Below are 23,547 nucleotides of genomic sequence, written 5' to 3'. Positions count from 1 at the left end.
TGGGCGATAAACCTAAGAAAAGCAAAATTGACTTTCGCGGGCGTGTACCGCGAAAGGACGCCGAATGAAGTTCGCCTAACACGGGTTAAGCAAGGAAGTGCGCTATAAGCGCACGCGCCGTAGCGCCGTGTTACGTTTGGGCGATATAATTTATATAAATCGTGCTACGGAACAGCCCGCTATGCACCCTACGAGCGTAGAAAAGAGTGCTACGGGAATTGCGTAACCGAGCTTTTTAACGCTCGACTGCGAAAAATAAATTGTGGAAATATAGAACACGGTTTCGCTCGAACCGTAAATTACCGACGCGCATTTGCCGACGTAAGAGTCGGCGCCGTAGGTTGTGAAAATGTTTTCCAAAACGCCTATTGCGCCCGCTCCCGACAGCGGGCGTATTAACATTAGCTCGGTGAGTTCGTGCGGTATGCCTATAAGGTTCATTACGGGCGAAGCGGCTTTCGACAGATAATAGCTTACGCCGCTTTGCTTAAACACCTCGACCGCCATCATAATTGTTAGCAAATAAGGAAATACGTTTGCCATTAGGCTAAGCGCGCTTCTCGAACCTTCGGTGAAAGCGGAATAAGAATCTTTTTTCTTTATTGCCGCAAGGAGCAGCACCGTTAAAAATATTAAGGGGATTATGTATTCGGTCATAGCGTTTTAACCGAAAGAGGAAGAGGAGCGCCCGCCTTCTTCTTTTCCTTTTTGCTTTTACGTTTTTTAAGCATAAGACCTATAAGTTTAACAAGAGTTATGCCGAGAACTGTGCTTACTATTGTTGCTACGGTAGCGGGAATAAGAAAATCTGCGGGATTCACGGAGCCGTGAGTTGCTCTTAGCCCTATAACCGTTGTGGGAAGAAGTTGCAGGCTTGTTGACGAAAGCACCGTTAGCATAATCATGTTTTGCGACACTTTGCCGCTGCCGTCGTCCATTTCTTTAATCGCCTTTATCGCCATAGGAGTTGACGCGTTTCCCAAACCGAGAAGATTCGCAGCCATATTCATGGTAACGTATTTTTCGCCTTTTTTATTAAGACCGGGAAACAGAAAATTCACAACGGGATGAAGCAAACGCCCCAACTTGTCGGCAAGCCCTATTTTTTCGATTATGCCGAAAAATCCCAACCAAAAGCCGTATAGCGCGGCAAGCTCTATTGCGAGCTTAACCGACGCATGGCTTCCCGCAATCATGGCGGTTACTGCTTTGCCCGGATTTGTGAACAAAAGCGCCGTTACCGAGCTCAAAAGCATAATGTACCAAACTTTACTCATACGCTAAGTATATTTCGATGTTGGACAAAACATGACATTTTTCGTTTTTAATGTGTAAAACGCGTCACCGTTTGTCACATGCTTGACACGAAAGGCGGTTGCGTATATAATAGTGGTGAAAAAGGGAAAGGGCAAAGGAGTATTTTTTTGTGTTAAGAGAGGATGCGGAAGAGCTTTTGAGCGGCGTTATGCTGTTCGACGCGCCTAAGGCGGAGTCGAAAGAACGCCGTAAATTTAACGGTAATCCGTTTAAGTGGTTGAAAACGGATTTTCAAAACAAAGCCCGTTACAATTTTGACGCGCCAAAGAATATGGCGAACGAACTTTCGGTAAGCATTGTTCAACAGCCTAAGTTAATCGCTGCGAACGAGTTTAAAACCGCGTCGCAGTCAAAATTTTTCGCTATACCGCAAGAGCAAAAGTTTGCGCGCTCTCTTTCGCTTTCTCGGTTCGATAAATTTTCGGGGCGGCAAAACCGTGACTTTTCAGACTTATCCGACACCGATTTTTTCGACGAAATAGCCGCTACATTCGACGGCGAAAACGTTTCGGGTGAGATTTTAAAGCAAATAAACGAGCGTTTGCAGTATATGGTAACGCGCGAGGAAATCGAACGGCAAAAGCGCGGAGAACAGCTTAGAAAGGAAAGGGAAGAGGCGGAAAGACTCAAAGAAAGAGAAATCGCAAACTCTATATTTAACAACGAAGAAACAAAGCCTCAAAAAATCAATTCGTTGGTTCCTCCCGCAAACGCGGCGAAACGAACTTCGTCGAAAAGCGTTGCGTCGGTTCAAACTGCCGACACCCAACCATATGCGAGCACAACCGCCAAAAGAGTTGCTATTGCGGGATTTGTGATAAACAATTTACTAATGGTTGCAACGTTGGTTTATTTCAGTTTAACGTATAGAGTTTATTCGGGTTATTATGATTTTCTGCCATATATTTTGCAATACGGGCGCTCATGGTCGGGCGGTGTTTATACGATAATATTATCGGTAATGGCGCTAATAGATAAGTTCATGGTTAGCAAAAACTTGCGGGTAAAAAAAGGATACAAAATTTTTGTATACATATTTATAGCGTTTTTAATGGTTTTCAACTTATTATATTACTTTCAAATTAGCAGAGGGCTTGAGGGCGGTAAATGGCTTTTTTATTCCGTGATAATTGCATTTGCCGTTTTGTTCATTTTTTTAAGCAGTTGCAGCATAAAAAGTTTTATTCCCATTTTAACGGTGGCGAGCTTAATTATTATTATGCCGAAGTTTTTTATGTTCGCTTATGTTGCTTTTTTACTGAAAAGCGGTTTTCCCATTAAAGAAATTGTAAGCTCTTTTACTTGGATTTTTTCAAGTGTTCTTCCCACTGTCTTTTTCCTTATTTTGTTTTATATTATCCGTAAAGGAGATGTTCGCTATACGGGCAAAAAGGTGCGCGCGATTCTTGCGGTTGTGCTCTGCGTGGCATATCCCGTTGTGTTTTTTGCGATTTAGAGTAGACTCTGCGTTTGATAGAGGTACGCAATCGATTGCGGAATTATTAAAAGGCGACGAAAGTCGCCTTTTGCATTGTAGTGGCAAAACAATGCGCTCCGTATGTTGAGTGTGAACGTATTGTGTTTACACAATATAAAGTGTGCCGCAAACGGTTGCTTTCGTTGCGATAATGCGGTATAATATATATTACCCTCTTTGCTTGCGCGCAAAGAGTTTTTCAACGGTTTTTTTAACAGGGGCGGCGGCGAGCCGCGAAATCACAAATACGGGAAAACGGGCATATTATGGCAACCAACGGCAAAAAGAAAACGGAAAAAGAAAAGTTCTACCTCACAACTCCCATTTACTATCCGAGCGGAAAGTGGCATTTGGGACATTGCTACACAACTGTGTACGGCGACGCGATTGCGCGTTTCAAGCGCATGGAAGGGTACGACGTTTTTTATCTTACCGGCACCGACGAGCACGGTCAGAAAATAGAAAAGAGAGCGGAAAGCGCTGGTGTTTCACCCAAAAAATTCGTTGACGGGCTTGTTGGCGAAATTAAAGAATTATGGGGTGCTCTCAACGTTTCGTATACAAAATTTATACGCACTACCGACGATTACCACGTTAAGGCTGTGCAGAATATTTTTAAGAAGTTATACGACAAAGGCGACATATACAAGTCGAAATACAAGGGCAAATATTGCACGCCGTGCGAGGCGTTTTGGACGGAGAGCCAACTCGTTGACGGCAAGTGCCCCGACTGCGGCAGAGAGGTGCAGGAAACTGAGGAAGAAAGCTACTTTTTCAAGCTGAGCAAATACGCGCCTCAGGTGCGCAAACTTTTAACCGAAACCGACTTTTTGCAGCCCGAGAGCCGCGTAAACGAAATGGTGAACAATTTTATAGACGCGGGGCTTGAAGACGTTGCCGTGTCGCGTACGAGCTTTACATGGGGAGTTCCCGTAGAGTTCGACAAAGGGCATATAGTTTATGTTTGGATAGACGCGCTCAGCAACTATATAACCGCGCTCGGCTACAACGGAGAAAGCGAATCCGCCGATATGAACAGATTTTGGCCCGCAGACTTGCACCTTATGGCAAAAGAAATTGTGCGGTTTCATTCAATAATTTGGCCCGCCATGCTAATGGCGCTCGATTTGCCGCTTCCCAAAAAAGTAGTGGGGCACGGGTGGCTTTTGTTCGGCGGCGACAAGATGAGCAAGAGCAAGGGCAACGTGGTTGACCCGTTTATTCTCAAAGAGCGCTACGGCGCCGACGCGTTAAGATATTATTTGCTTCGTGCAATGCCGTTCGGTTCGGACGGCGCATATACGAGCGAGGCGCTGCTCACGCGAATAAATTCCGAACTTTGCAACGACTTAGGCAACCTTGTGCGCAGAACTATGAAAATGAACGAGCAATATTTTGCGGGCAAGCTTAGTAAGGGCGCGGAAAGCGCCGACGACGCCGCTATAATCGCAAAAGCTAACGCGCTGTACGGCGCTGTTAAAGCCGACATGGACGCGTACAGACCGCAACAGGCGCTCGAAAAGATTTTCGATTTGGTAGGCATGGCAAATAAGTATATAGACCTTACAAAGCCGTGGGCGCTCGTTAAAGAAAACAATACCGAACGTCTCAATCAAGTGCTTTACGTTCTCACCGAGTCAATTCGGATAATAGGCGTTTTGCTGTTGCCCTTTGTTCCCGAAACGGGCGAGAAAATTCTTGCGTCGCTCAAATTGACTCCGCCTAAAACCAACGAAGGGCTTTCCTACGGTGCCGTTAAAACTTATAATACAGTTGCGCTCGACGCACTTTTTCCCCGCCTGAACGTTGAGAAAGAGCTCGAAGAACTCGAAAAACTTGCAAGCGGCAAAAAAGACGAAAAAGAGAGCGTTAAAAAAGAAGAGAAAAAAGAGGAGAATAAGCAAGTGTCGGAGCAAGATAACAATTATATAACGATAGACGAATTTTTCCGCACACAGTTAAAAGTTGCGGAAGTGCTCGCTTGCGAAAAAGTGGAGAAAGCGGACAAGCTTTTAAAACTCACAGTTAAAGTCGGCGAAGAGGAGCGCACGGTTGTGTCGGGAATAGCGAAATATTACACGCCCGAAGAAATGGTAGGCAAGCGCGTTGTGCTTGTGTGCAATTTAAAACCTCGCAATATGCGCGGAATAATAAGCGAAGGAATGATTTTGTGCGCGTCGGAGGGCGATAAACTAACGCTTGTAACTCCCGAAACCGCGATAGGGAGCGGCGCCGAAGTATGCTGATAGACACACATGCGCACCTAACCGACCCGCGCTTCGAGGGGTCGGGCGAAATAATATCGAATATGGAAGCCGACGGGCTCGAAAGAATAATATCCGTTGGGTTCAACGAATTTACGAGCGCATATTCTGTGAGGATTGCCGAAGCGAACGAAAAGATTTACGCCGCAGTCGGCGTTCATCCGTCCGACGCGAACGAAGTGGGGCAAGGGTATACAGGCACTCTTAAAGACCTTGCGTCAAGCGACAAATGCGTGGCAATAGGCGAAATAGGGCTTGATTATCATTACGAAAACACCGATAAAGCGGCGCAACACAGAGTTCTTACGGAACAACTCGAACTTGTGCGCGAAGTGAATTTGCCCGCCGCATTTCATGTGCGCGACGCATACGGCGATTTTTTCGAAGTGATAAAAAATTACCGCGACCGACTTACTGCGGGCGCCGTAATGCACTGTTTTTCGGGAAGCAAAGAAACCGCGCTCGTCTATGCGGAAATGGGATTTTATATTTCTTTTTCGGGAAGCATAACGTTTAAAAATTCCAAAGCGGGCGAAATAATTTCCGCGCTTCCGCTTTCGCAAATTTTGATAGAAACCGATTGCCCGTATTTGGCGCCCACTCCGCATAGAGGGGAACTTAACTATCCGAAATACGTCCGTTTTCAAGCGGAAAAAATAGCCGAAGTGCGCGGGCTTAAAGTGGAGGACGTTATAAAAATTACAACCGAAAACGCATACCGCGCGTTTCCGAAATTGAAATAGTTTTTTAAGAGAGCGTTTTAAATTAAACGGCAAGGAAAGCGAATGGACACATATATATACGAGCTGAAAGGCAAGGTTTATCTTAATATTACCAATCGTTGCAGCAATCGGTGCGAATTTTGTATACGCTCTAATTCGGATTCTCTTGTGGGCTACGATATGAAGCTTAAAAAAGAACCGACTTTCGAGGATATGAAAAAGGCGCTCGACGAATATTCTTCGCCGTTTACCGAAGCGGTGTTTTGCGGCTACGGCGAGCCTACCTACGCTATGGATACTCTTACTAAAACGGGCGCGTATTTAAAGTCGCTCGGAAAGCGCGTGCGGCTAAACACCAACGGGCAAGGGCGGCTTATAAACGAGCGCGATATTGTGCCCGAGTTAAAAGATTGCGTAGACGAAGTTTCGGTTTCGCTAAACGAGTCGGAGCGTGGCGCGTATCAAAATTTATGTCATCCTAAATTCGGAATGTTCGCTCACGACGAAATTCTCGATTTTGCCAAAGGTTGCAAAGAGGCGGGGCTTTCCGTTCGCTTCACGGTTGTTGACACGGTGCCTAACGAGAGTATTCGCCGTTGCAGAAAAATCGCGTCGGGGCTCGGAGTGCCTCTCATTGTTCGCAGTTATATTGCGGATAACGAAAGCTATACATAAAAACGCGGTAATATTAAAAATAGCGTGCCGCATTGCTAACGAAAATTGTTTCGAGTTTATTTGAACATATTCGCATATATATAAAAAAAGTATAAGAACAATGAGGTTGCGCATATACGCATATATAAAAAAACGGTTCGATTGTATTCGAACCGTTTTTTTTGCTTGCCGAATGCTTATACGGCGTTTTTCTTTCGCGTTTTCACAACTGCGGAGCAGTTTACGGCGGCGTTGCGCAATATAACTTCGCCTATGCTGTCGGCAACTATCTTACCCGAACGAGGGTTTTCCACCGAGTCTATATGCCCTATAACGTCGGCATCTACGTCGGAATATTCGAACGCTCGGTCGCACTCGCGCATTGTGCAGTTTATTAGTTTTAGGTTTTTGCAATAGCACAGCGGTTGAGTTCCGATAATTTCGCAATTTATAAGCGTTAGCCCGTCGGAATACCACGCAAGATATTCGCCTTTTATAACCGAGTTTTTAACGGTTATGTTTTTGCAGTGCCAAAAAGCGTCTTTCGTGTTTAAATTGCAGTTTTTCAGCTCTGCGTTTTCAACGTACTGAAAAGAATATTTGCCCGACATTTTCAATTTGTCGGCGGTAATATTTTTACATTCGAATAAGAAGTATTCCGATTCGATTGAGCTGTTAAGTATTTTAACTTCGTTGCACCGCCAACCGAATTCGGGGGAGCGAACGGAACAGTTTTCAACGGTTATTCCGCCGCATTCGCGTAGAGTTTTCACTCCGTCGATTGTACAACCGCTTATTTTGCCGTTAGAGCAATACCAAAGCGGCGCCCTCGTTTTTTCGTCGAGCACGCTGTTTTCGAGCGAAAAGTTTTCGGCGTGCCACAGCGGGTATCTCAGCGAAAAAGAACAGTCTTGCACTTTTATGCCGCTACATTCTTTGAGCGCCGATTCGCCGTCGGCGGGACCTGCAAATGTGCACTTGCGAACATCGGTATTTATAAGGTTATATAGCGCTCTTTCGCAGTCGTAAGTTTTGTTTTCTATAGTTTTTCTCATGTTGTTCTCCGTACCGGGTTTTGAATATTATACAACGGCGAAAAAGTTTTGTCAAATAATTAAAAATTATGGGGAATAATGAGTGAAAGGCATAGTGTGTTAAGCTTGTATGCCGTGTGTAACCCTTCGGAAGCAAATAGCTCGGATATAACGGCTAATGCGGCAAACTTATACATATAGCATAAAAAAGGACGAGACTTGTGTCTCGCCCTTTTACGCGTTTTTAATTTAAGCTATTTTATTTTCCCGCTTTTGCTTTGTAGGTTTCAAGACGCTGTTTAGCTTCGATTTCTGCGCGCTCGAACAACTGTTGAGCGATTTCGGGATGGGTTTTGGCAAGGCTCTTATAGCGCGTTTCACCCGAAATAAACTCTTGGTAGTTGCCCGTAGGGTCTTTGCTGTCGAGCGTGAACGGATTTTTGCCTTGCTCGGCAAGCTCGGGGTTATAGCGGTAAAGCTGCCAATATCCCGCCTCGACCGCTTTCTTCATTTCGGCTTGACCGTTAGACATGTCTATACCGTGATTGATACAAGTTGCGTAGGCGATTATAAGGCTGGGTCCGGGATACGCTTCGGCTTCGGCAATAGCTTTGAGCACTTGGCTTTGGTTGGCGCCCATTGCAACCTGCGCAACGTAAACGTAGCCGTAGCTCATTGCCATCATGCCCAAATCCTTTTTCTTGGTGCGTTTTCCGCTTGCGGCGAATTTCGCAACCGAGCCGGTGGGGGTGGACTTACTCGACTGTCCGCCCGTGTTGGAATACACTTCTGTGTCTACAACGAGCACGTTCACGTCTTCGCCAGACGCAAGAACGTGGTCGAGTCCGCCGTAACCTATGTCGTAAGCCCAACCGTCGCCGCCGAAAATCCAAATCGATTTTTTAACGAGCACGTCTTCGGAATCTTTGATTGCTTTGAGCGCTTCTTTAAGCTCGCCCTTAGCCGCTTTGATTGCGGCGGGGAGCGCCGCTTTAACCGCTTCGGCGGCTTTCTTGCTACCTTCCGCAGTGTTGTTATTTTCAAGCCATTCGGTGAGAGCCGTTTTGATTACTCCGTCAGCGCCCGCCGCAAGAGCCGCGTTTACGTCGGCAATAAGTTTTTCTTTGCGAGCTTTGTAGGCAAGATTCATGCCGTAGCCGTATTCGGCGTTGTCTTCGAACAAGCTGTTAGCCCAAGCGGGACCGTGCCCTTCTGCGTTCTTCGTGTAGGGGCAGGTGGGAGCGCTTCCGCCGTATATCGACGAGCAGCCCGTTGCGTTGGCAACAACCATGCGGTCGCCGAAAAGTTGCGTGATGAGTTTAACGTAAGGAGTTTCGCCGCAACCCGCGCACGCGCCCGAGAATTCGAACAACGGCTGACGGAACTGGCTACCCTTAACCGTTGCGGGTTTGCAAAGGGGATGAGCCGACATGTCGCGCACGGGAAGCTTCATGGCGTATTCCCAATTCGCTTCTTCGGTTTTCAAGCTATCTTCGAGCGGAACCATTTTAAGCGCCTTGTCTTTGGCGGGGCAAACGTTTGCGCAACTCGAACAGCCGGTGCAGTCGAGCGGCGAAACCTGAATGCGGAATTTGAGCCCGTCGATATTAGGTTTAGTGTCGATAGTAACGAACGCTTTGCCGCCTTTGCTCGCTTGCTTATCGTCGGCAAGCACGGGGCGTATGCAGGCGTGCGGGCACACGAAAGCGCATTGATTGCACTGTATGCAGTTTTCGGGAATCCAAGCGGGAACCATAGGCGCGATACCGCGTTTTTCGTATTTGGTAGTGCCTGTGGGAACGGTGCCGTCGGGCTCGAACGCCGAAACGGGGAGTTTGTCGCCCTCTTGCGCGATAATCGGCTTAACGAAAGCGTTAAAGTATTTGTCGTCGGTGGTTTGAACGGCTACCGCGCCCGTCGTGGCGTTTGCCCACGATTCGGGATAATGAACTTCGATTAGTCCCGCAATGGCGTTATCGATAGCTTCGCAGTTTTTGCGAACGATTTCGTCGCCTTTCTTGCCGTAAGACTTTTTAACCATTTGCTTCATGTATTCGCTTGCTTGGTCGTAGGGGATAACGTCGGCAAGCTTGAAGAAAGCCGCTTGCATAACGCCGTTGGTGCGTTTGCCGAGACCCGCCGCGCCCGCGATTTTAAGAGCGTCTATGGTATAGAATTTAAGATGCTTTTGAGCGATTGCGCGTTTCATCGAAGCGGGCAATTCCTGTTCGAGCTGTTCCTTAGTCCAGTGGCAACCAAGAAGGAAAGTACCGCCGTCGCGTATGTCGGAAACCATGTCGTAACGCGTAACATACGAGGGGTTAGAGCAAGCCACGAAATCGGCTTGGTCTATAAGATAGGTGCTTTTTATAGGCGTTTTGCCGAAACGGAGATGCGAAATGGTTATGCCGCCGCTCTTTTTGGAGTCGTAGCTGAAATAGCCTTGCGCATACATGTCGGTGTGGTCGCCTATAATTTTGATGCTGTTCTTGTTGGCGCCCACAGTGCCGTCGGAGCCGAGTCCGTAGAACTTGCAACGCTTAGTTCCTTCGGGAGACGCGTTTATAAAGTTTTTAACTTCGAGCGAAGTGTGCGTAACGTCGTCGTCTATGCCAACCGTGAAATGATTTTTGGGCTCGGCTTGTTCGAGGTTTTCGTATACCGCGCCAACCATGCTGGGGTTAAATTCCTTGCTACCCAAGCCGTATCTTCCGCCAACTACTTTTATGTCGTTTCTGCCGTTTTCATAGAGAGCGGAGCAAACGTCGAGATAGAGCGGTTCGCCGAGCGCGCCCGGTTCTTTCGTGCGGTCGAGAACTGCAATCTTTTTAACCGACGAGGGAATAGCCGCGAGAAAATCTTTAACCGAGAACGGACGGTAAAGGCGAACTTTGAGAAGCCCGACCTTTTTGCCGCGAGCGGAGAGGTAATCAACCGTTTCTTCCGCCGCTTCGCAACCGCTGCCCATCATTATAATGATTTCGGTTGCGTCGGGTGCGCCGTAGTATTGATAAAGCTCGTATTTTCTTCCCGTGAGCTTATACACTTTTTCCATCATCGTTTTCACGATTTCGGGAGTTGCGTCGTAATATTTGTTAGCCGCCTCGCGGTTTTGGAAATAAATGTCGGGGTTTTGAGCGGTGCCGCGTTGAACGGGGTGCTCGGGGTTAAGCGCGCGAGCCTTAAAGTCTTTTATGTCTTGCATATCGACAAGCGGCAAAATATCCTCGTAGTCGATTCCGTCTATTTTGGAAATTTCGTGGCTTGTGCGGAAACCGTCGAAGAAATGCAGGAAAGGCACTTTCGCTTTAAGAGTGGCAAGGTGCGAAACGAGCGCCAAGTCCATAGCTTCCTGAACCGAGTTGCTCGCAAGCATTGCAAAGCCCGTTTGGCGGCAAGCCATAACGTCGGCATGGTCGCCGAATATGGAAAGTGCGTGAGCGGCAAGCGCGCGAGCCGACACATGGAACACGCACGGCAACATTTCGCCCGCAATTTTATACATGTTGGGAATCATCAACAATAAGCCCTGACTCGCCGTGTAGGTGGTTGTGAGCGCGCCCGCCGCAAGGCTTCCGTGAACCGCGCCCGCAGCTCCCGCCTCGCTCTGCATTTCGGCAAGACGCAGCGGCTGTCCGAACATGTTTTTCCGTCCCGTCGCAGCCCATTCGTCGGCATACTCTGCCATAGGGGACGAGGGGGTGATGGGGTAGATGGCGGCAACTTCGCTGAACGCATACGCTATGTGCGATGCGGCGGTGTTGCCGTCGATGGTCATTTTTTTCATACATACCTCCGATAAGATTATGTTTATACGTTTAAAAAGTCAAACACCGATATTATACCATTTAATTGCAACAAAAGCAAGCTTTAACGGCTTTGCCGCAATTTTTCGGCGTTCTTATGTATTATAAAACTTGTGTAAAAAATAGTCAAGTAAAGCGACGGAGTTATTTGATTTACGACGCGCTACAACGAATTTGATATAGAACGCGTTAAGTAAAAAAGCGGCTTTGAACTTTTCATCCAAGCCGCTTTTTTAATTTGAATGTCGATATGTTTACTGTATGCCCTGAGCTACCATAGCGTCGGCAACCTTTTTAAAGCCCGCAATGTTTGCGCCTATAATAAAGTTGTCTTTGTGCCCGTATTGCTCGGCGGCGGCAGCCATGTTGTGGTAAATATTTTTCATTATGTCGTGAAGTTTGGAGTCAACCTTTTCAAAAGTCCAACTAAGGCGCTGGCTGTTTTGGCTCATTTCCAACGCGCTTGTGGCAACGCCGCCCGCGTTCGCTGCCTTTGCGGGAGCGAACAGCACGCCTTTACTCACGAACAGTTCCATAGCGTCGGGAGTGGAGGGCATGTTTGCTCCTTCGCCGACAGCCGTAACCTTATTTTTAACGAGCGTTGCCGCGTCGTCGCCGTTGAGTTCGTTTTGCGTGGCGCATGGAAGGGCGATGTCGCACGGAACTTGCCACACTCTGCCCGACGTATGGTATTCGGATTTGGGGCGGTAAGACTTATATTCCGAAAGGCGTCCGCGCTTAACTTCTTTAATTTCCTTGATTGCGGCAAGGTCTATGCCCGCTTCGTCTAAAATCCAACCTGTGGAGTCCGACATTGTTACAACTTTCGCGCCTAAGTTCATAGCTTTTTCTGCGGCGTAAATCGCCACGTTTCCGCTACCGGAAATAACAACTTTTTTGCCGTTAAAGCTTTGTCCTTTCGCTTTGAGCATTTCTTCGGTGAGGTACACAAGCCCGTAGCCCGTAGCTTCGGTACGGGCGAGAGAGCCGCCGTATTGAAGGCTTTTGCCTGTGAGTACGCCCTCGTAGCTGTTGGTAATCTTTTTATATGTGCCGTACATATAGCCTATTTCGCGCGCACCCGTGCCTATGTCGCCTGCGGGAACGTCTATGTCGGCGCCTAAGTGGCGGTAAAGCTCTGTCATGAAACTGCGGCAAAATTCGAAAATTTCACGGTCGCTCTTGCCTTTGGGGTCGAAATCGCTGCCGCCTTTGCCGCCGCCTATAGGGAGCCCCGTTAGGCTGTTTTTGAAAATCTGCTCGAATCCTAAAAATTTTATTATGCTAAGATTTACCGACGGGTGAAGCCGCAAGCCGCCTTTATACGGACCTATCGCGTTGTTGAACTGAACGCGGAAGCCGCGATTGACGTGCGCAACGCCTTTGTCGTCTATCCAGGGAACGCGGAACATAATTTGACGGTCGGGCTCCACAATGCGTTCTAAGATTGCGTTTGTGCGGTATTCGGGATGTTCGTTAATAACGCCCTCTAAGCTTTCGAGCACTTCTGTTGCCGCTTGCTTAAACTCCGCTTGTTCGCCGTTGCGCCCTTCGATTTCTTTTAAGACTTCTTTGATGTAAGACATTTTTGTCCCTCCTAAAAAATGTATGAAAAAGACGTCCGAACATAAAGTTCCGACGTCTTTGTCTTTTCCGAAAACTAATATATCACAATTATTTTATGTTTGTCAAGCGTATAACGGTACGGTTTAGCCTATTTTTTCAATACGATTTCGTGCCGTAAACTATTGCAACAGTCGTTCCACAGCGCTGTCGGTTCGGCTTTTTTGTTCGGAAGAATTAGGTTCGCCGTCGGCAGTGTTAGAGTTGTCGGCGGAGTCAAACGGGTCGCGATTGGAACTGTTGCCGCCTATATCGCTTCCGCCGTTAGAATCGGGAGCGAACGGGTCGGCGTTTACCGTTGTCGAGTCGGGTTCCGTTTCGGGCAACAGGCTTTGATAAAATTCGGCTTGCGCCGTTTGCATATACGGTTGCACCCAAAATATGAGAATACCGAAAGTGAGCAACGTTAAAAGTCCCCAACCGATAAAGCTGAAATGCAAGCAGAACAAACGCCACTTGTTACCTTTCATCATTTCGATAGAACGCAAACGCGCTTCGTTGGAACTGAGTTCGGGGTTGTCGAGCAAAATGTAGTAGCTCATAGAATAAGAGTAAGTTTTGATTATGCCCGGAATGATGAACAGCAACGACCATAAAAACGTGAAAATACCGTTTAAAATATAGAGCAAGAACGCTTTGCCGAAAATCTTAAAGCCATCGAACAACATTTCGATTTTAACGTTGCTTGCTCGCACTATGTGCAACGTTAAAATGCACATGCCCGCAGTTAAAGGACCGGTTATGATTAGGGTTACAATGCCGCCTATAAAAATAAACGCGAGAGCTGCGCCCGTGCCCGTTATGAGCGACATTATAAGCGTTGCGAGAGCCATAGTGCCCCATTTGCCGCTGAGGTTGTTCCAAGCGCGTTGTCTGAAATCTTTTGCTACCAACATGTTTTGTTTTTCCTCCCATAGGAACATTATTTGTATAACACAAGTTTATCACGCGGGGGGGGGTATGTCAAGTATTTTAATTATTTTTATCGTATGCTTTATTATGTGCGATTATTAAAAAATTTGCGTGCGACAGAGCGCGAAGAGTTCGGCGAAAACGTTGATATATATTCGATTTTGCGGCACAATTATAGGGCTGAACAAAAAATATAAAAACGGAGAGAATTATGAAATATACTCAATGGCTGAACGAATGGCTCGAATTATATGTGAAACCTCTTGAAAAAAATCGCACATACGAAAAGTATAAGGCGCAAATAAGACTGCACATTAAGCCCGAACTCGGCGAATACGAACTCGATTCGCTGTCGGCGCAGGTTCTGCAAAAGTTTACCGCAAAACTCGGCGAGCGATATTCCCAGAGTACGGTTTGCGGCATACTGTCGGTGGTGAGAGCGTCGCTCAAAAGAGCGATTAAATCCGAACTTGCCGAAAAGGAATACACCGATTGCGTCGTACGCCCGAAAATGCGTGAAAAGAAAATAGACTGTTTCACTTTAACGGAACAGCGAAAAATAGAAAACTACATACAGAAAAGCAAAGACAAAAAAATGTTCGGCATACTGTTTTGCCTATACACGGGCTTGAGAATAGGGGAATTGCTCTCGCTTAAATGGGAAGATTTCGACTTGAAAAGGGGTACTTTTACAGTATCTAAAACTTGCGCCGACAGTTGGAAAAACGGTAGCTACGTTAAAATTCTCGAAATTCCCAAAACCGAAAGCTCTAACAGAATTATTCCCATTCCGAATAGGTTGTTGCCTAAAATAAGAGAATTGAAAAAGTCGTGCGCAAGAGAATATTTCGTTTACGGAAAGAGCGAATACGGTTCGCAAGTGCGCTCGTATCAAAAGACTTTCGAGCGGTTGCTCGCAAAATTAAAAATACCGCACAAGGGTTTTCACTCTTTGCGGCACACTTTTGCCACCCGCGCGCTCGAATGCGGCATGGACGTTAAAACCTGTTCCGAAATTTTAGGACACAAAAATCCCGCAGTTACGCTTTCGCGTTACGCTCATTCTCTTGCCGAACATAAGCGAAACATGATGAACAAACTTGGAAAAATGCTTTCGAAAAAAAACACATAGAATAACATATTCTGTGTGCTTTTTCACAACTATTATATACGATTTTAACCTAAAACGCAAGCAAAACGACGGCTCGCAAATAATAATTTACACATATATAACATTTTGCGAACACTTTGAAAGTTTTTTAGTTACACAGAATATGTTATTCTGCGTACTTTTTCGAAATGAAAAAAATTGTTTCGGAGGAGAACATGAAAAAGAAATTTTCGATTATTGTTTGCACGATTTTGTGCGCGGTTTTCTCGGCGCTTTGCCTATCGGGTTGCGGTTTTTTCGACGACGGCAAAACGGATTTGGGAACTACTTCAGAGGGGTATAAATACACGTACATTAACGGCGGAATCGGCGTAGACGAGGGGGGAATCGGATATATGTTGGTGGAAGACGGAGGCAAAAAAGAGTTTAAAATTGCTTATCCGACTTTCCATGACACAACTTTGCCTCTTAAACATATTCTTACCGAAATAGACGGGCTACCCGTAACTTGCGTCGAGTCGCTTGGCGGAATGCACTATGTAAAGGAAATAGTAATTCCCGAAGGAATAACGAAAATAAACGGCGGGGCTTTTATGTATAACGAAGCGCTTGAAAGTATTTCTTTGCCTGATAGCCTTATCACGCTCGGTAGCGCATTCCCTTATTGTAAATCTCTCAAAAGCCTAACTATTCCGAAAAACGTGACGTGGCTCGGCAACTCAATCTGTAACGGATTGAAAGCTCTGCAAAGCGTGTCATTTCCGGGCGGCATAAAAAAAGTTCCGCAACAGTCGTGCCAAGATTGCGTTTCGCTTACGAGCGTCACGCTCGGCGAGGGCATAGAAACAATAGGCGAAAGGGCGTTTTGTTTTTGCACCCATCTTGAAAGCATAACTTTGCCCGACAGTCTTAACGTGATAGAAAAAGAAGCTTTCAAATATTGTTTTAAACTGAAATCGATTACGTTCCCCGAAAAGGTGCAAGAAGTGGGCGAGTTGGCATTCCATGATTGCGGGGCTCTCGAAAGTATAACGATAAATAACAAGACTATGAAAATGGGCAAAAACGTTTTTCTCGAATGTCCGAACATAAAGATTATAACTTTTAACGGCACGCAGGCGGAGTGGCAAGCTTTCGAAGAAGCGAACAGCGGCACCACGCGTAGCGTAACAATTCGTTGCACCGACGGCGACATAGTTAAAAAGTAAGCGCCTAAAATTGCAATAAAAAAGAGTTCGCATACAAACCGTGCGAACTCTTTTTGCGTTTAAAAAGCTTTTCTTATGTCTTTTGCTTTTAGGTATGTGGCGAACGAAAGCGACTTGTCGAACAGGCGGCTGTATATGCGCTCGCCGTAACGCGACAGCAGTTTTTCGGGCGTTAAGTTGGTGGTAATGAATGTGAGTTTGCCCGAAGTGTTTCGCTCGTTGATTACTTGATAAAGATATTCCAAAGTTACGTTTTTCAGTATGCTTTCGGTGCCCAAGTCGTCTATTATAAGGGCGGAGCAGTGTAACAAAGGTTCGAGCGCTTCCGCTTTGCCGCCGTCGAAGCAAGTGTGGTATTTCAAGAATCTGTCGTTTGCCGCAAACGCGGTTAAAGCCATAACGCTCAGTCCGCGTTCGAGCAGTCTTTTTGCCGCGCAACCCGCGAGATAGGTTTTTCCGTTTCCCGTGCCGCCGCAGAGAACAATGCAACGCTTTTTATTTTGCGGGTACGATGAGCAAATTGTTTTAATTTGCGAAAACAACTTTATATAGTTTTCGGCTTCGTCGCCGTATACCGAAAAATCAGTTTCTTCGAACGAGTGCAACGGTATTCCGATTTCGCCGCTTTGAGAGCGCACCGCAAGCGCTACGGCGCAATCGCAGAATTTTCCGTTTGCCCGCCCTGTGTCGGAACACACGGGGCAACGCGGCTTGGGTGGAACGAGCCCCAACTTTTTTCGAACGGCTTCGTTTTTTGCAAGCGCTTTTTCGAGCTTTTCGGAGTCGGGCTTTTCTCCTTTTGCCGCAGCGAGCAAAAGCGCGCGTTTTTCGCGTTCGCTTTCCGCAAATTCAGCGTTTGAAGAAAGCAGGTGGAGTTCGGCTTGTTCGTATTCGCTTTTGCGCCGTTTAAAATCGGCAGCTATTGCGCGCACAGCGTCGGAGTAGTTCATGATTATAGTTCCTCGTTCAGTTTGTCGAACGCCGCGTTAAGCTCGTCTGCCGAGAAATCGGCAACCACGCGGTGTTCGCTTGTTTTTTGCGCGGGAGCCGAAGTTCCCGCTTTTATCGCTTCGTCTTTCGAAGAGATTCCTTTGTCGTGCCATGCGGCGAGTATTGAATTTAGGTAGGATAGGGGGCTGTCCGCTTTTTTCGCAACGGTCGCTCCGTATAATATCACGTCTTTGGGCATTTTCCAACTGAACGTCCATGTTCGGTAATAGTCGCGGTCGCGCGTTGAAATTTGACGCACGACTCCCGCCGCCTCGAATATTTCTTTTATTTCGTCGTCGCTCTTAGCGGCTTCCGAAACAAAGCCCGCAATGCTTTCGGCGGTTACGCAACCTATTTTGTAGAACTTTTTTAAAGTGTCGTTCATTGCGTCGAGTGTGCGCAAACCGTGTTTAAAACAGTATTCCGCAACTTTTTCCAAAGTGGGTGCGTCGAATCCCATGTTCAGCCAGTTTAATGTGTAGCTCTCTATAATGTAATCGAGTTGTTCGTAATATACGCCTATTATGCGGTTTACGTTTTTTGCAATGGAATACAGTTCGTCGCGGCTTTTTTCGTAATTGTTTATTTCCGCGAGCGTGCTAAGGTGTAGCTCGTAATATTTGGTAAGTTTTGCGTCGAGCTTTGCCATTCCGCCTTTTTTAACGGATTTTGCAACGTTTATTACGGTGCCCGAATCGAACCCGAAATTTTTTGTCCATTTGCCGTAAAGCCGTCTGTCGTCGTGGTCTACCGTGCGCTTTCCCAAAGCTTTGGCAACCGCTCTCAATTCGTCGCCGTATAAGTCGAGTTCGCTTATTTTTTCGCTCACTCTGTCGAAAGTTATATATCCTTCGGCGGCGAAATTGCGCGCTACGGTAACTATGTAAGGGTATGTAATGTCGTCGCCTTTAAGCCGTTTGCAATATCCTATAACGGTTAGCATAGCTTCGATTTCTATGTTGTACGTTTCCATAACGTTGTAATATTCGTTGTATTCGCCGGGCAAAATGTTGCGGTTGGGAAAAAGCGCGTGAAGCTGTTCGTTAAAGGTGCGGTATTTTTCTTTGCTGAATTTGCGTATTTGGCGATTTCGCGGCACAACGGGAAGATATTCCACCGAGCGGGTGTCCGAACCGACGTGCACGAGCCCTTGCTCTTGCCAATACAAAAAAGCTTCCGACACCGTTTTCGCGTCGGTGAAAAGTCTTGCCGCAACGGTTTCTTCGTTGTTTTCGGGGTCGGTTAAGGCAAGATACATTCCCGCAAGGTATATTTTAACGTATCCGTCGGGCGCCGACGGCATATATTCCGAAACGAACGTGCCGTCGATTGTCAGTTTTTGTCTGCCCGCAAGGCTATCGCTTAATTTAATAGTTCCCATAAGTGCTCCGTTTTGCCGTGAATATCGTTGCGGCGCAGTAATGTAGCGGCAAAAAATTGTTTTTGCCCGCAAAAACTTGCAAAGCTCCGCCGTTTTGATATATAATTGAAAGGTATACGGGTATTTCAATTCTAATAGGCGTATATACTATAATACCACTACGCGAGAAAAAATTCAAGCGTTTTAAGGAAGTGAACGGCGTTGAAAATAATTCACACTTCGGATTGGCATCTTGGAAAAAGGTTGGAAGGCAAGAGCCGACTTCCCGAACAGGAGCAAGCTCTTTGCGAGCTTGAAAGGGCGGTACGCGAAACGGGAGCCGACGCCGTTTTGATTGCGGGCGACGTTTTCGATACGGTGAACCCGCCCGCCGAAGCCGAAGCGCTGTTTTATTCCGCTTGTCTTTCTTTGAGTAGGCATTGCCCCGTTATAGCCATTGCGGGCAACCACGATAACCCCGAGCGTCTTTCGGCGCCGTGCGGAATAGCGCGGGAATGCGGCATATTGCTCGGCGGTTCGCTCGACTATAAAAACGTTAAAGAGCCTTTCGGAGGCGGCGAGGGTTACGTTACTCTTAAAAGAAATGGCGAGCGGATAAATATGGTTCTTTTGCCTTATCCGTCGCTTTCAAGAATGTCGCAGCTCGGATATTTGCCCGACACTCAAAAAAGTTACGCCGAAAATGTGCGCGAGTGGCTTTCGCTGTGTTCGAAAGGCTTTACCGCGAGCGACTGCAATATTACGGTAAGTCATATATTTATGGCGGGAAGCAAGCGGGCGAACGACGAAGCCGAACTCGGCACAGCCGCTCTTTTGCCGCTCGACGTGTTGCCGAAAGCCCACTATACGGCTCTCGGGCACGTTCATAAGCCGCAATGCGTCAGTAAGTCGGGCTCTGTGTATTACAGCGGCAGTCCGCTCGCTTATTCGTTCGACGACAGAAGCGAAAAGTTTTTTAATCTGCTGTATACTTCGCCCGCATCGGTAAAAGTGGAGAATATTCCCGTTCAATCGGGTCGGAGGCTCGCTACCGTAACGGTTAAGAACTTCGACGAATGTATGCTCGCGCTTAAAGAGCACGAGGGCGAGTTCGTGCGCATATTATACGACAGTCCGCAACCGCTGAGCGCAAGCAAATACGCCGAAATGCGCGGTTGCGAAAATTTCGTTGCGCTAAAAAACATTTATCTTATGCCAAAGCGCGTCGCGACCGAAAAAAAGATGCGTTCGGACGCCGAACTTTTCGCCGACTTTTTCGAAAAGACGTATTCCGAAAAACCGTCGGCAAGCATGCTCGAAATGTTTAACAAAGCTATGAACGGGGAGGCGATTTAAAAGTGAAACCGTTAAAGCTTTCTATCGAGGGAATAAACAGTTTTTTAGCCGAACGCACGATAGACTTCGAGCAGCTTTCGCAAGACGGAATTTTTTGCATTTGCGGACCTACGGGAAGCGGAAAAACGACAGTTCTCGATTGCGTTATTTTAGCGCTTTATGCGCCGTCTAAACATAATCGCGGAAATCTTAAAGATTACATAAACACCAAAAGCGACAAAGGGAAAATCACTCTCGATTTTACTGCCGACGGAGCGCGTTACAGAGTATACCGCGAACTGAGACGCAATTCGTCGAGCGCGGCGCGCCTAACTAACCTCGACACGGGCGATGTGCTTGCCGACAAAGCGGATAGCGTAACCGAGCGGATAAAAGGCATGTTAAAGCTCGACAAAGACGATTTTACCAAAGTTGTGGTGTTGGAGCAGGGAAAATTTGCCGAGTTTATGCAAATGCAAAAGGCGGAACGCGTGAAAACCGTTGCAAAACTTTTCAATCTCGAAAGGTTTGAAAAACTCAAAAAAACGGTAGCCGACGCGTGCAACAACTGCGATAAAGAATTGAAAGCCTTAGATTCCGCGCTAATGCAATACGAAGGCGTAACCGAAGCCGTTTTCGCCGAAGTAAAAAAAGAAAAGAACGAAACGGAAAAGCTTTGCGCGGAAAAACAGGCGAAAACCGAAAAGCTCGAAGCCGACGTAAAACAAAAAGAAAAGCTTGCCGAAGTCGCCGAAAAAAGGGCGCAAGCCGAAAAAAATTTGCAAGACGCGCTCGATTTGCTTAAACTTGCCGAAAGAGAAAAAGAATTTGCCGCAAACGAGCGAGAAAAGTGCGAGAAAGAAAAAGAGACGCTTATAGAATTAAAGAAAAGAAGCGATGCGGCAAACGTTACTCTTTCGCAAATAAAAGAATGCGAGCGCGACGGAAAAGAGGTTGAGGAGCTTGAAAGCAAACGTTTTGCGCTTACCGAGCAATATAAAGACGCAGTTGCTCGTTGCGAAAATTTTAGCGCGCGTTTGTCGGCAACCGCGTCGGTTAAAGACGAAAGCGAAAAGAAAATAGCGGAGCTTGCCGCAAAATTAAGCGGCGCTAATTATCCGCTTTGCGGCTGTTCCGAAGCCGATTTTGCCGCAGTGCGGATAAAGGCGGAAAACGATTCGGATAAGTCGAAAGACGCGACGGCAAAAAAAATCGAAGCGGAAAAAGCGTCGCGCGCCGAAACGGTGATTTTGGAAACTTTGTTTTTAGAGAGAAGCGCTCTCGAACGCGAGTGCGAAAACATAAAGGCGCGGCTTGCGGCGGCTAAGGAAGAATACGAGGCGGCGAGAGTTTTAAACGCGGCGGCGGCTGTTAGAGGCGCGTTGAAGAGCGGAGAACGTTGCCCCGTTTGCGGGGGCGAGTATTGCGGCGAAACGGCGCCGCAATGCGAAAGCGCGGAACTTACGGCGCTAAAAGAAAGTTGCGACGCTTTGGAGCGTTCGGCGCAAGACGCCGACAAAAAGTTCGGTTCCAACGAAGTGGAATACGCCAGGCACACCGAAGCGCTTTCCGCCGCTAAAAAAAGTTTGTCGGAATGCGAGGAAACGCTTTGCAAAATCTGCGGCGAGCCGAGCGCGGCATTTGAATGGGCAAAGCTGGGCGCTGAAACGGCTAAGGTTTTGGCAGACGTGGAAAAAGAACGTTCGGAGCTTGCGGCAAACCTTACCGCCGCCGAAAAAGAACGCGATTCTGTAACGGCGGAGGGTAAAAAAATACGCGCCGATATAGACAAGCTCAAAACGAAAATAGCCGAAAGATTAGGCGGCAAAACTATTCCAGCCGCCGAAAACGAGGCGAGAGCGGCAATAGAGGAATACGAAAAAGCACAAAAAGCCCAAGCCGAAAAAGAAGAAGTTTTGCGCAAAAAGGAGTCGGAACTCGCGGCGCGCGAGGCGGGGTTACTCGCAAAGTCCGACGCCGAAAGGGAGATAATAAAAACTCTTCCGAAAGAGCCTTTCAACCGCGAGGAGTTTACAGCCGCAAAGTTCGCTCTCGAAGAAATAAGGAAAGAGTTTGCTCAATTTGCTGAAAAAAGCGGCAGATTGCAAAACGAAATTGAAAGGCTGCGCGAAAGTTTGAATAAGAAGAAAGAACTCGCGCAAAAAAAGAAAGAGCTTGCGTTAAAGCAAGACGAGCTAATAAAACTAAATAAATGCGTTTCGAGCGAGAACAAGTTGTTTTCGTTCGTCGCCGAAGAATATGTGCAATCGTTCACTTATGCGGCGAGCGAAACTCTTTCGTCGCTTTCGGGCGGAAAATACACCCTTTGGTACGACGAAGGCGATTTTTGGGTGGAGGACTTTTTTGCCGACAACGCGCGTCGCAAAGTTAAAACTTTGTCGGGCGGAGAGACGTTTTTGGCAAGCCTTAGCATAGCTATGGCAATATCCGGAGAAATAGCCTCGCAGAACTACGAGTTTTTCTTTATAGACGAAGGATTCGGAACTTTGCACGAGCGGGCTATGGAAACCGTTACACAAGCGCTCGTAAAACTTTCGCGCGATACTACGGTGGGAATAGTGACGCACCGCGCCGAACTTGCCGACAGAATTCCCGCGAGGCTAAACGTTATTCCCGCAACGGAAGACGATGGGAGCGACATTGCGTATACTACGGGAACGTAACCGCATAAAACAAAGCCTCCGAACGCTCGTCAATATTATTTCGGGTTCGTTTGTTTTACTTTACATTATGTCGGGAATTATGCTATACTAATTAAGTATATTGCGCCCGTCGTTACGGGCAAAACACGGAGCACACATGACTGACGTATTCGGTAAAGAAGAAAAGGCGGCGGCTCGGCGCGAAAAAAAGTTCTTGTTTTGGACTTGGTTTGCCTTGCTTGTTGCGGTTGCCGCAGTTGTGGCAACTCTCGTAACGCTTAGCGTTTATATGGTGGAAGTGCAGCGAAACAGAGGTTTCACCTTTTTGTTCGGTGCGATTTCGGCAATAATAACTATTGCGTTCGCGTGTTACAGTTTGTTTTTCTTTTCGATAAAATACAGGCTCACTCGCAAATATGTGGCTATGCTCAAAGATATGGAACGCGGCTTAAAAGACACGTTCGAAGGTAAGTTTTTGGGTTATGACAACAGCGTCGGAATGAAAGACGGCGTATACTTTTATTCGATGCTTTTAAAAACCCGTCCGCTAAGAAGAGGGGATATAGACGAAAGAAAGCTCCTGATAGAATACACTGTTCCCAAAATAGAGCTTGAAGAGGGCACAAAGCTAAAACTTGTGAGCCACGCGAACATTTTAATGGCTTACGAAATTCTCGAAATTCCCGCGTTGAAGAACAAAGAATGCGAAGCGAAAACCGAAACAAACGAAACGGCGGTTTCGAATAATGCAATTACAGTACAAGAAAATCAACTAACAAACATAGAGGACGAAAAACAATGAAAGCGGTAGTTACCGTAGTGGGCAAAGACAAATCGGGCATAATAGCGCGCGTTACCGAATTTTTGGCGAACAAGGGCGCGAACGTTGAAGACATAAGCCAAACCGTGCTTCAAAACTATTTCGCAATGATAATGCTTGTGGAAACGGGTTCGGTGCAAATAGGCGAGTTCAGAAAGGGCGCCGAAGAACTCGGAAAGTCTATCGGGGTGGATATATCAATTCAGCACGAAGACGTTTTTTCGGCGATGCACAGAATATAGTTGCGAGGC

The 23,547-nt window shown here is 46.9% G+C and carries 18 protein-coding genes; 10 read left to right on the top strand and 8 right to left on the bottom strand.

Going from position 1 to position 23,547, the window contains the following annotated elements; genetic code table 11:
- Nucleotides 1-150 precede the first annotated feature (150 nt).
- Together NFR62_RS07295 and NFR62_RS07290 are read right to left on the bottom strand one after the other, a co-directional pair.
- Complete coding sequence (locus tag NFR62_RS07295; RefSeq protein ID WP_251616843.1) at nt 151-657, bottom strand: nucleoside recognition domain-containing protein; 507 nt, start codon at nt 655-657, stop codon at nt 151-153.
- Nucleotides 654-1,277, bottom strand: a complete 624-nt coding sequence (locus NFR62_RS07290) for a hypothetical protein (protein WP_251616841.1) — start codon at nt 1,275-1,277, stop codon at nt 654-656. Before NFR62_RS07290 ends, NFR62_RS07295 begins: the two co-directional genes overlap by 4 nt.
- Nucleotides 1,278-1,426: 149 nt before the next feature.
- Here NFR62_RS07290 and NFR62_RS07285 point away from each other — a divergent pair, with 149 nt between their 5' ends.
- The 4 genes from NFR62_RS07285 (at nt 1,427) to NFR62_RS07270 (ending at nt 6,455) form a co-directional block, all read left to right on the top strand.
- A complete protein-coding gene (locus NFR62_RS07285; protein WP_251616839.1) occupies nt 1,427-2,773 on the top strand; it encodes a coiled-coil domain-containing protein in 1,347 nt (448 codons plus the stop codon).
- 287 nt (nt 2,774-3,060) lie between these two features.
- Nucleotides 3,061-5,040, top strand: a complete 1,980-nt coding sequence (gene metG, locus NFR62_RS07280; RefSeq protein WP_251616837.1) for a methionine--tRNA ligase — start codon at nt 3,061-3,063, stop codon at nt 5,038-5,040.
- Nucleotides 5,034-5,801 (top strand): TatD family hydrolase, encoded by a 768-nt coding sequence (locus tag NFR62_RS07275; RefSeq protein WP_251616832.1) that lies wholly within the window; start codon nt 5,034-5,036, stop codon nt 5,799-5,801. The genes metG and NFR62_RS07275 overlap by 7 nt, the downstream gene beginning before the upstream one ends.
- Nucleotides 5,802-5,843: 42 nt before the next feature.
- Complete coding sequence (locus NFR62_RS07270; RefSeq protein WP_251616830.1) at nt 5,844-6,455, top strand: TatD family nuclease-associated radical SAM protein; 612 nt, start codon at nt 5,844-5,846, stop codon at nt 6,453-6,455.
- Between the two features lie 176 nt (nt 6,456-6,631).
- Here the strand turns inward: NFR62_RS07270 and NFR62_RS07265 are convergent, their stop codons facing one another.
- The 4 genes from NFR62_RS07265 to NFR62_RS07250 all read right to left on the bottom strand — a co-directional run bounded on the left by NFR62_RS07265 (nt 6,632) and on the right by NFR62_RS07250 (nt 13,793).
- On the bottom strand, nt 6,632-7,489 hold the full coding sequence (locus tag NFR62_RS07265) for a DUF3737 family protein (RefSeq protein ID WP_251616828.1): 858 nt from the start codon (nt 7,487-7,489) through the stop codon (nt 6,632-6,634).
- Nucleotides 7,490-7,727: 238 nt separating this feature from the next.
- The gene (gene nifJ, locus NFR62_RS07260; protein ID WP_251616825.1) at nt 7,728-11,255 is read right to left on the bottom strand and encodes a pyruvate:ferredoxin (flavodoxin) oxidoreductase; all 3,528 of its coding nucleotides are present in this window, start codon (nt 11,253-11,255) and stop codon (nt 7,728-7,730) included.
- Nucleotides 11,256-11,528: 273 nt separating this feature from the next.
- Nucleotides 11,529-12,860 (bottom strand): NADP-specific glutamate dehydrogenase, encoded by a 1,332-nt coding sequence (gene gdhA / locus NFR62_RS07255; RefSeq protein ID WP_251616822.1) that lies wholly within the window; start codon nt 12,858-12,860, stop codon nt 11,529-11,531.
- A 159-nt stretch (nt 12,861-13,019) separates the two neighbouring features.
- Nucleotides 13,020-13,793 carry a DUF975 family protein gene (locus NFR62_RS07250; RefSeq protein WP_251616820.1) on the bottom strand — a complete coding sequence of 258 codons (774 nt, stop codon included), beginning with the start codon at nt 13,791-13,793 and terminating at the stop codon, nt 13,020-13,022.
- A 227-nt stretch (nt 13,794-14,020) separates the two neighbouring features.
- Between NFR62_RS07250 and NFR62_RS07245 the strand changes: the two genes are divergently transcribed.
- Both NFR62_RS07245 and NFR62_RS07240 read left to right on the top strand, forming a co-directional pair.
- Nucleotides 14,021-14,941, top strand: coding sequence for a tyrosine-type recombinase/integrase (locus tag NFR62_RS07245; protein ID WP_251616815.1), 921 nt, complete (start codon nt 14,021-14,023; stop codon nt 14,939-14,941).
- Nucleotides 14,942-15,135: 194 nt separating this feature from the next.
- Nucleotides 15,136-16,128 carry a leucine-rich repeat domain-containing protein gene (locus NFR62_RS07240; protein ID WP_251616811.1) on the top strand — a complete coding sequence of 331 codons (993 nt, stop codon included), beginning with the start codon at nt 15,136-15,138 and terminating at the stop codon, nt 16,126-16,128.
- A 59-nt stretch (nt 16,129-16,187) separates the two neighbouring features.
- On the opposite strand, the gene NFR62_RS07235 is transcribed toward NFR62_RS07240, so the two are convergent.
- Together NFR62_RS07235 and NFR62_RS07230 are read right to left on the bottom strand one after the other, a co-directional pair.
- A complete protein-coding gene (locus tag NFR62_RS07235) occupies nt 16,188-17,078 on the bottom strand; it encodes an ATP-binding protein (protein ID WP_251616809.1) in 891 nt (296 codons plus the stop codon).
- A 2-nt stretch (nt 17,079-17,080) separates the two neighbouring features.
- Nucleotides 17,081-18,499 carry a DnaD domain-containing protein gene (locus NFR62_RS07230; protein WP_251616795.1) on the bottom strand — a complete coding sequence of 473 codons (1,419 nt, stop codon included), beginning with the start codon at nt 18,497-18,499 and terminating at the stop codon, nt 17,081-17,083.
- A 201-nt stretch (nt 18,500-18,700) separates the two neighbouring features.
- Between NFR62_RS07230 and NFR62_RS07225 the strand changes: the two genes are divergently transcribed.
- The 4 genes from NFR62_RS07225 (at nt 18,701) to NFR62_RS07210 (ending at nt 23,538) form a co-directional block, all read left to right on the top strand.
- Nucleotides 18,701-19,834: a metallophosphoesterase family protein gene (locus NFR62_RS07225; protein WP_251616792.1), complete on the top strand. Its 1,134-nt coding sequence runs from the start codon at nt 18,701-18,703 to the stop codon at nt 19,832-19,834.
- 2 nt (nt 19,835-19,836) lie between these two features.
- A complete protein-coding gene (locus NFR62_RS07220) occupies nt 19,837-22,497 on the top strand; it encodes an AAA family ATPase (protein ID WP_251616790.1) in 2,661 nt (886 codons plus the stop codon).
- Nucleotides 22,498-22,633: 136 nt separating this feature from the next.
- Nucleotides 22,634-23,278, top strand: a complete 645-nt coding sequence (locus NFR62_RS07215; RefSeq protein WP_251616787.1) for a hypothetical protein — start codon at nt 22,634-22,636, stop codon at nt 23,276-23,278.
- Complete coding sequence (locus tag NFR62_RS07210; RefSeq protein ID WP_251616783.1) at nt 23,275-23,538, top strand: ACT domain-containing protein; 264 nt, start codon at nt 23,275-23,277, stop codon at nt 23,536-23,538. Before NFR62_RS07215 ends, NFR62_RS07210 begins: the two co-directional genes overlap by 4 nt.
- Nucleotides 23,539-23,547 lie beyond the last annotated feature (9 nt).

The organism is Pumilibacter muris, assembly GCF_943193045.1.
GTDB classification, from domain to species: domain Bacteria; phylum Bacillota; class Clostridia; order Christensenellales; family Pumilibacteraceae; genus Pumilibacter; species Pumilibacter muris.
Note: the sequence above shows the minus strand (reverse complement) of the source record. Positions and strands in the feature narration are given on the sequence as shown.

Bases quoted from the DNA above. Each gene is read 5' to 3' on its own strand.
- NFR62_RS07250 (WP_251616820.1), bottom strand. From the start codon at position 13,793: ATGTTGGTAGCAAAAGATTTCAGACAACGCGCTTGGAACAACCTCAGC.
- NFR62_RS07295 (WP_251616843.1), bottom strand. From the start codon at position 657: ATGACCGAATACATAATCCCCTTAATATTTTTAACGGTGCTGCTCCTT.
- NFR62_RS07240 (WP_251616811.1), top strand. From the start codon at position 15,136: ATGAAAAAGAAATTTTCGATTATTGTTTGCACGATTTTGTGCGCGGTT.
- NFR62_RS07265 (WP_251616828.1), bottom strand. From the start codon at position 7,489: ATGAGAAAAACTATAGAAAACAAAACTTACGACTGCGAAAGAGCGCTA.
- gdhA (WP_251616822.1), bottom strand. From the start codon at position 12,860: ATGTCTTACATCAAAGAAGTCTTAAAAGAAATCGAAGGGCGCAACGGC.
- NFR62_RS07235 (WP_251616809.1), bottom strand. From the start codon at position 17,078: ATGAACTACTCCGACGCTGTGCGCGCAATAGCTGCCGATTTTAAACGG.
- NFR62_RS07270 (WP_251616830.1), top strand. From the start codon at position 5,844: ATGGACACATATATATACGAGCTGAAAGGCAAGGTTTATCTTAATATT.
- metG (WP_251616837.1), top strand. From the start codon at position 3,061: ATGGCAACCAACGGCAAAAAGAAAACGGAAAAAGAAAAGTTCTACCTC.
- nifJ (WP_251616825.1), bottom strand. From the start codon at position 11,255: ATGAAAAAAATGACCATCGACGGCAACACCGCCGCATCGCACATAGCG.
- NFR62_RS07215 (WP_251616787.1), top strand. From the start codon at position 22,634: ATGACTGACGTATTCGGTAAAGAAGAAAAGGCGGCGGCTCGGCGCGAA.
- NFR62_RS07290 (WP_251616841.1), bottom strand. From the start codon at position 1,277: ATGAGTAAAGTTTGGTACATTATGCTTTTGAGCTCGGTAACGGCGCTT.
- NFR62_RS07275 (WP_251616832.1), top strand. From the start codon at position 5,034: ATGCTGATAGACACACATGCGCACCTAACCGACCCGCGCTTCGAGGGG.
- NFR62_RS07230 (WP_251616795.1), bottom strand. From the start codon at position 18,499: ATGGGAACTATTAAATTAAGCGATAGCCTTGCGGGCAGACAAAAACTG.
- NFR62_RS07245 (WP_251616815.1), top strand. From the start codon at position 14,021: ATGAAATATACTCAATGGCTGAACGAATGGCTCGAATTATATGTGAAA.
- NFR62_RS07210 (WP_251616783.1), top strand. From the start codon at position 23,275: ATGAAAGCGGTAGTTACCGTAGTGGGCAAAGACAAATCGGGCATAATA.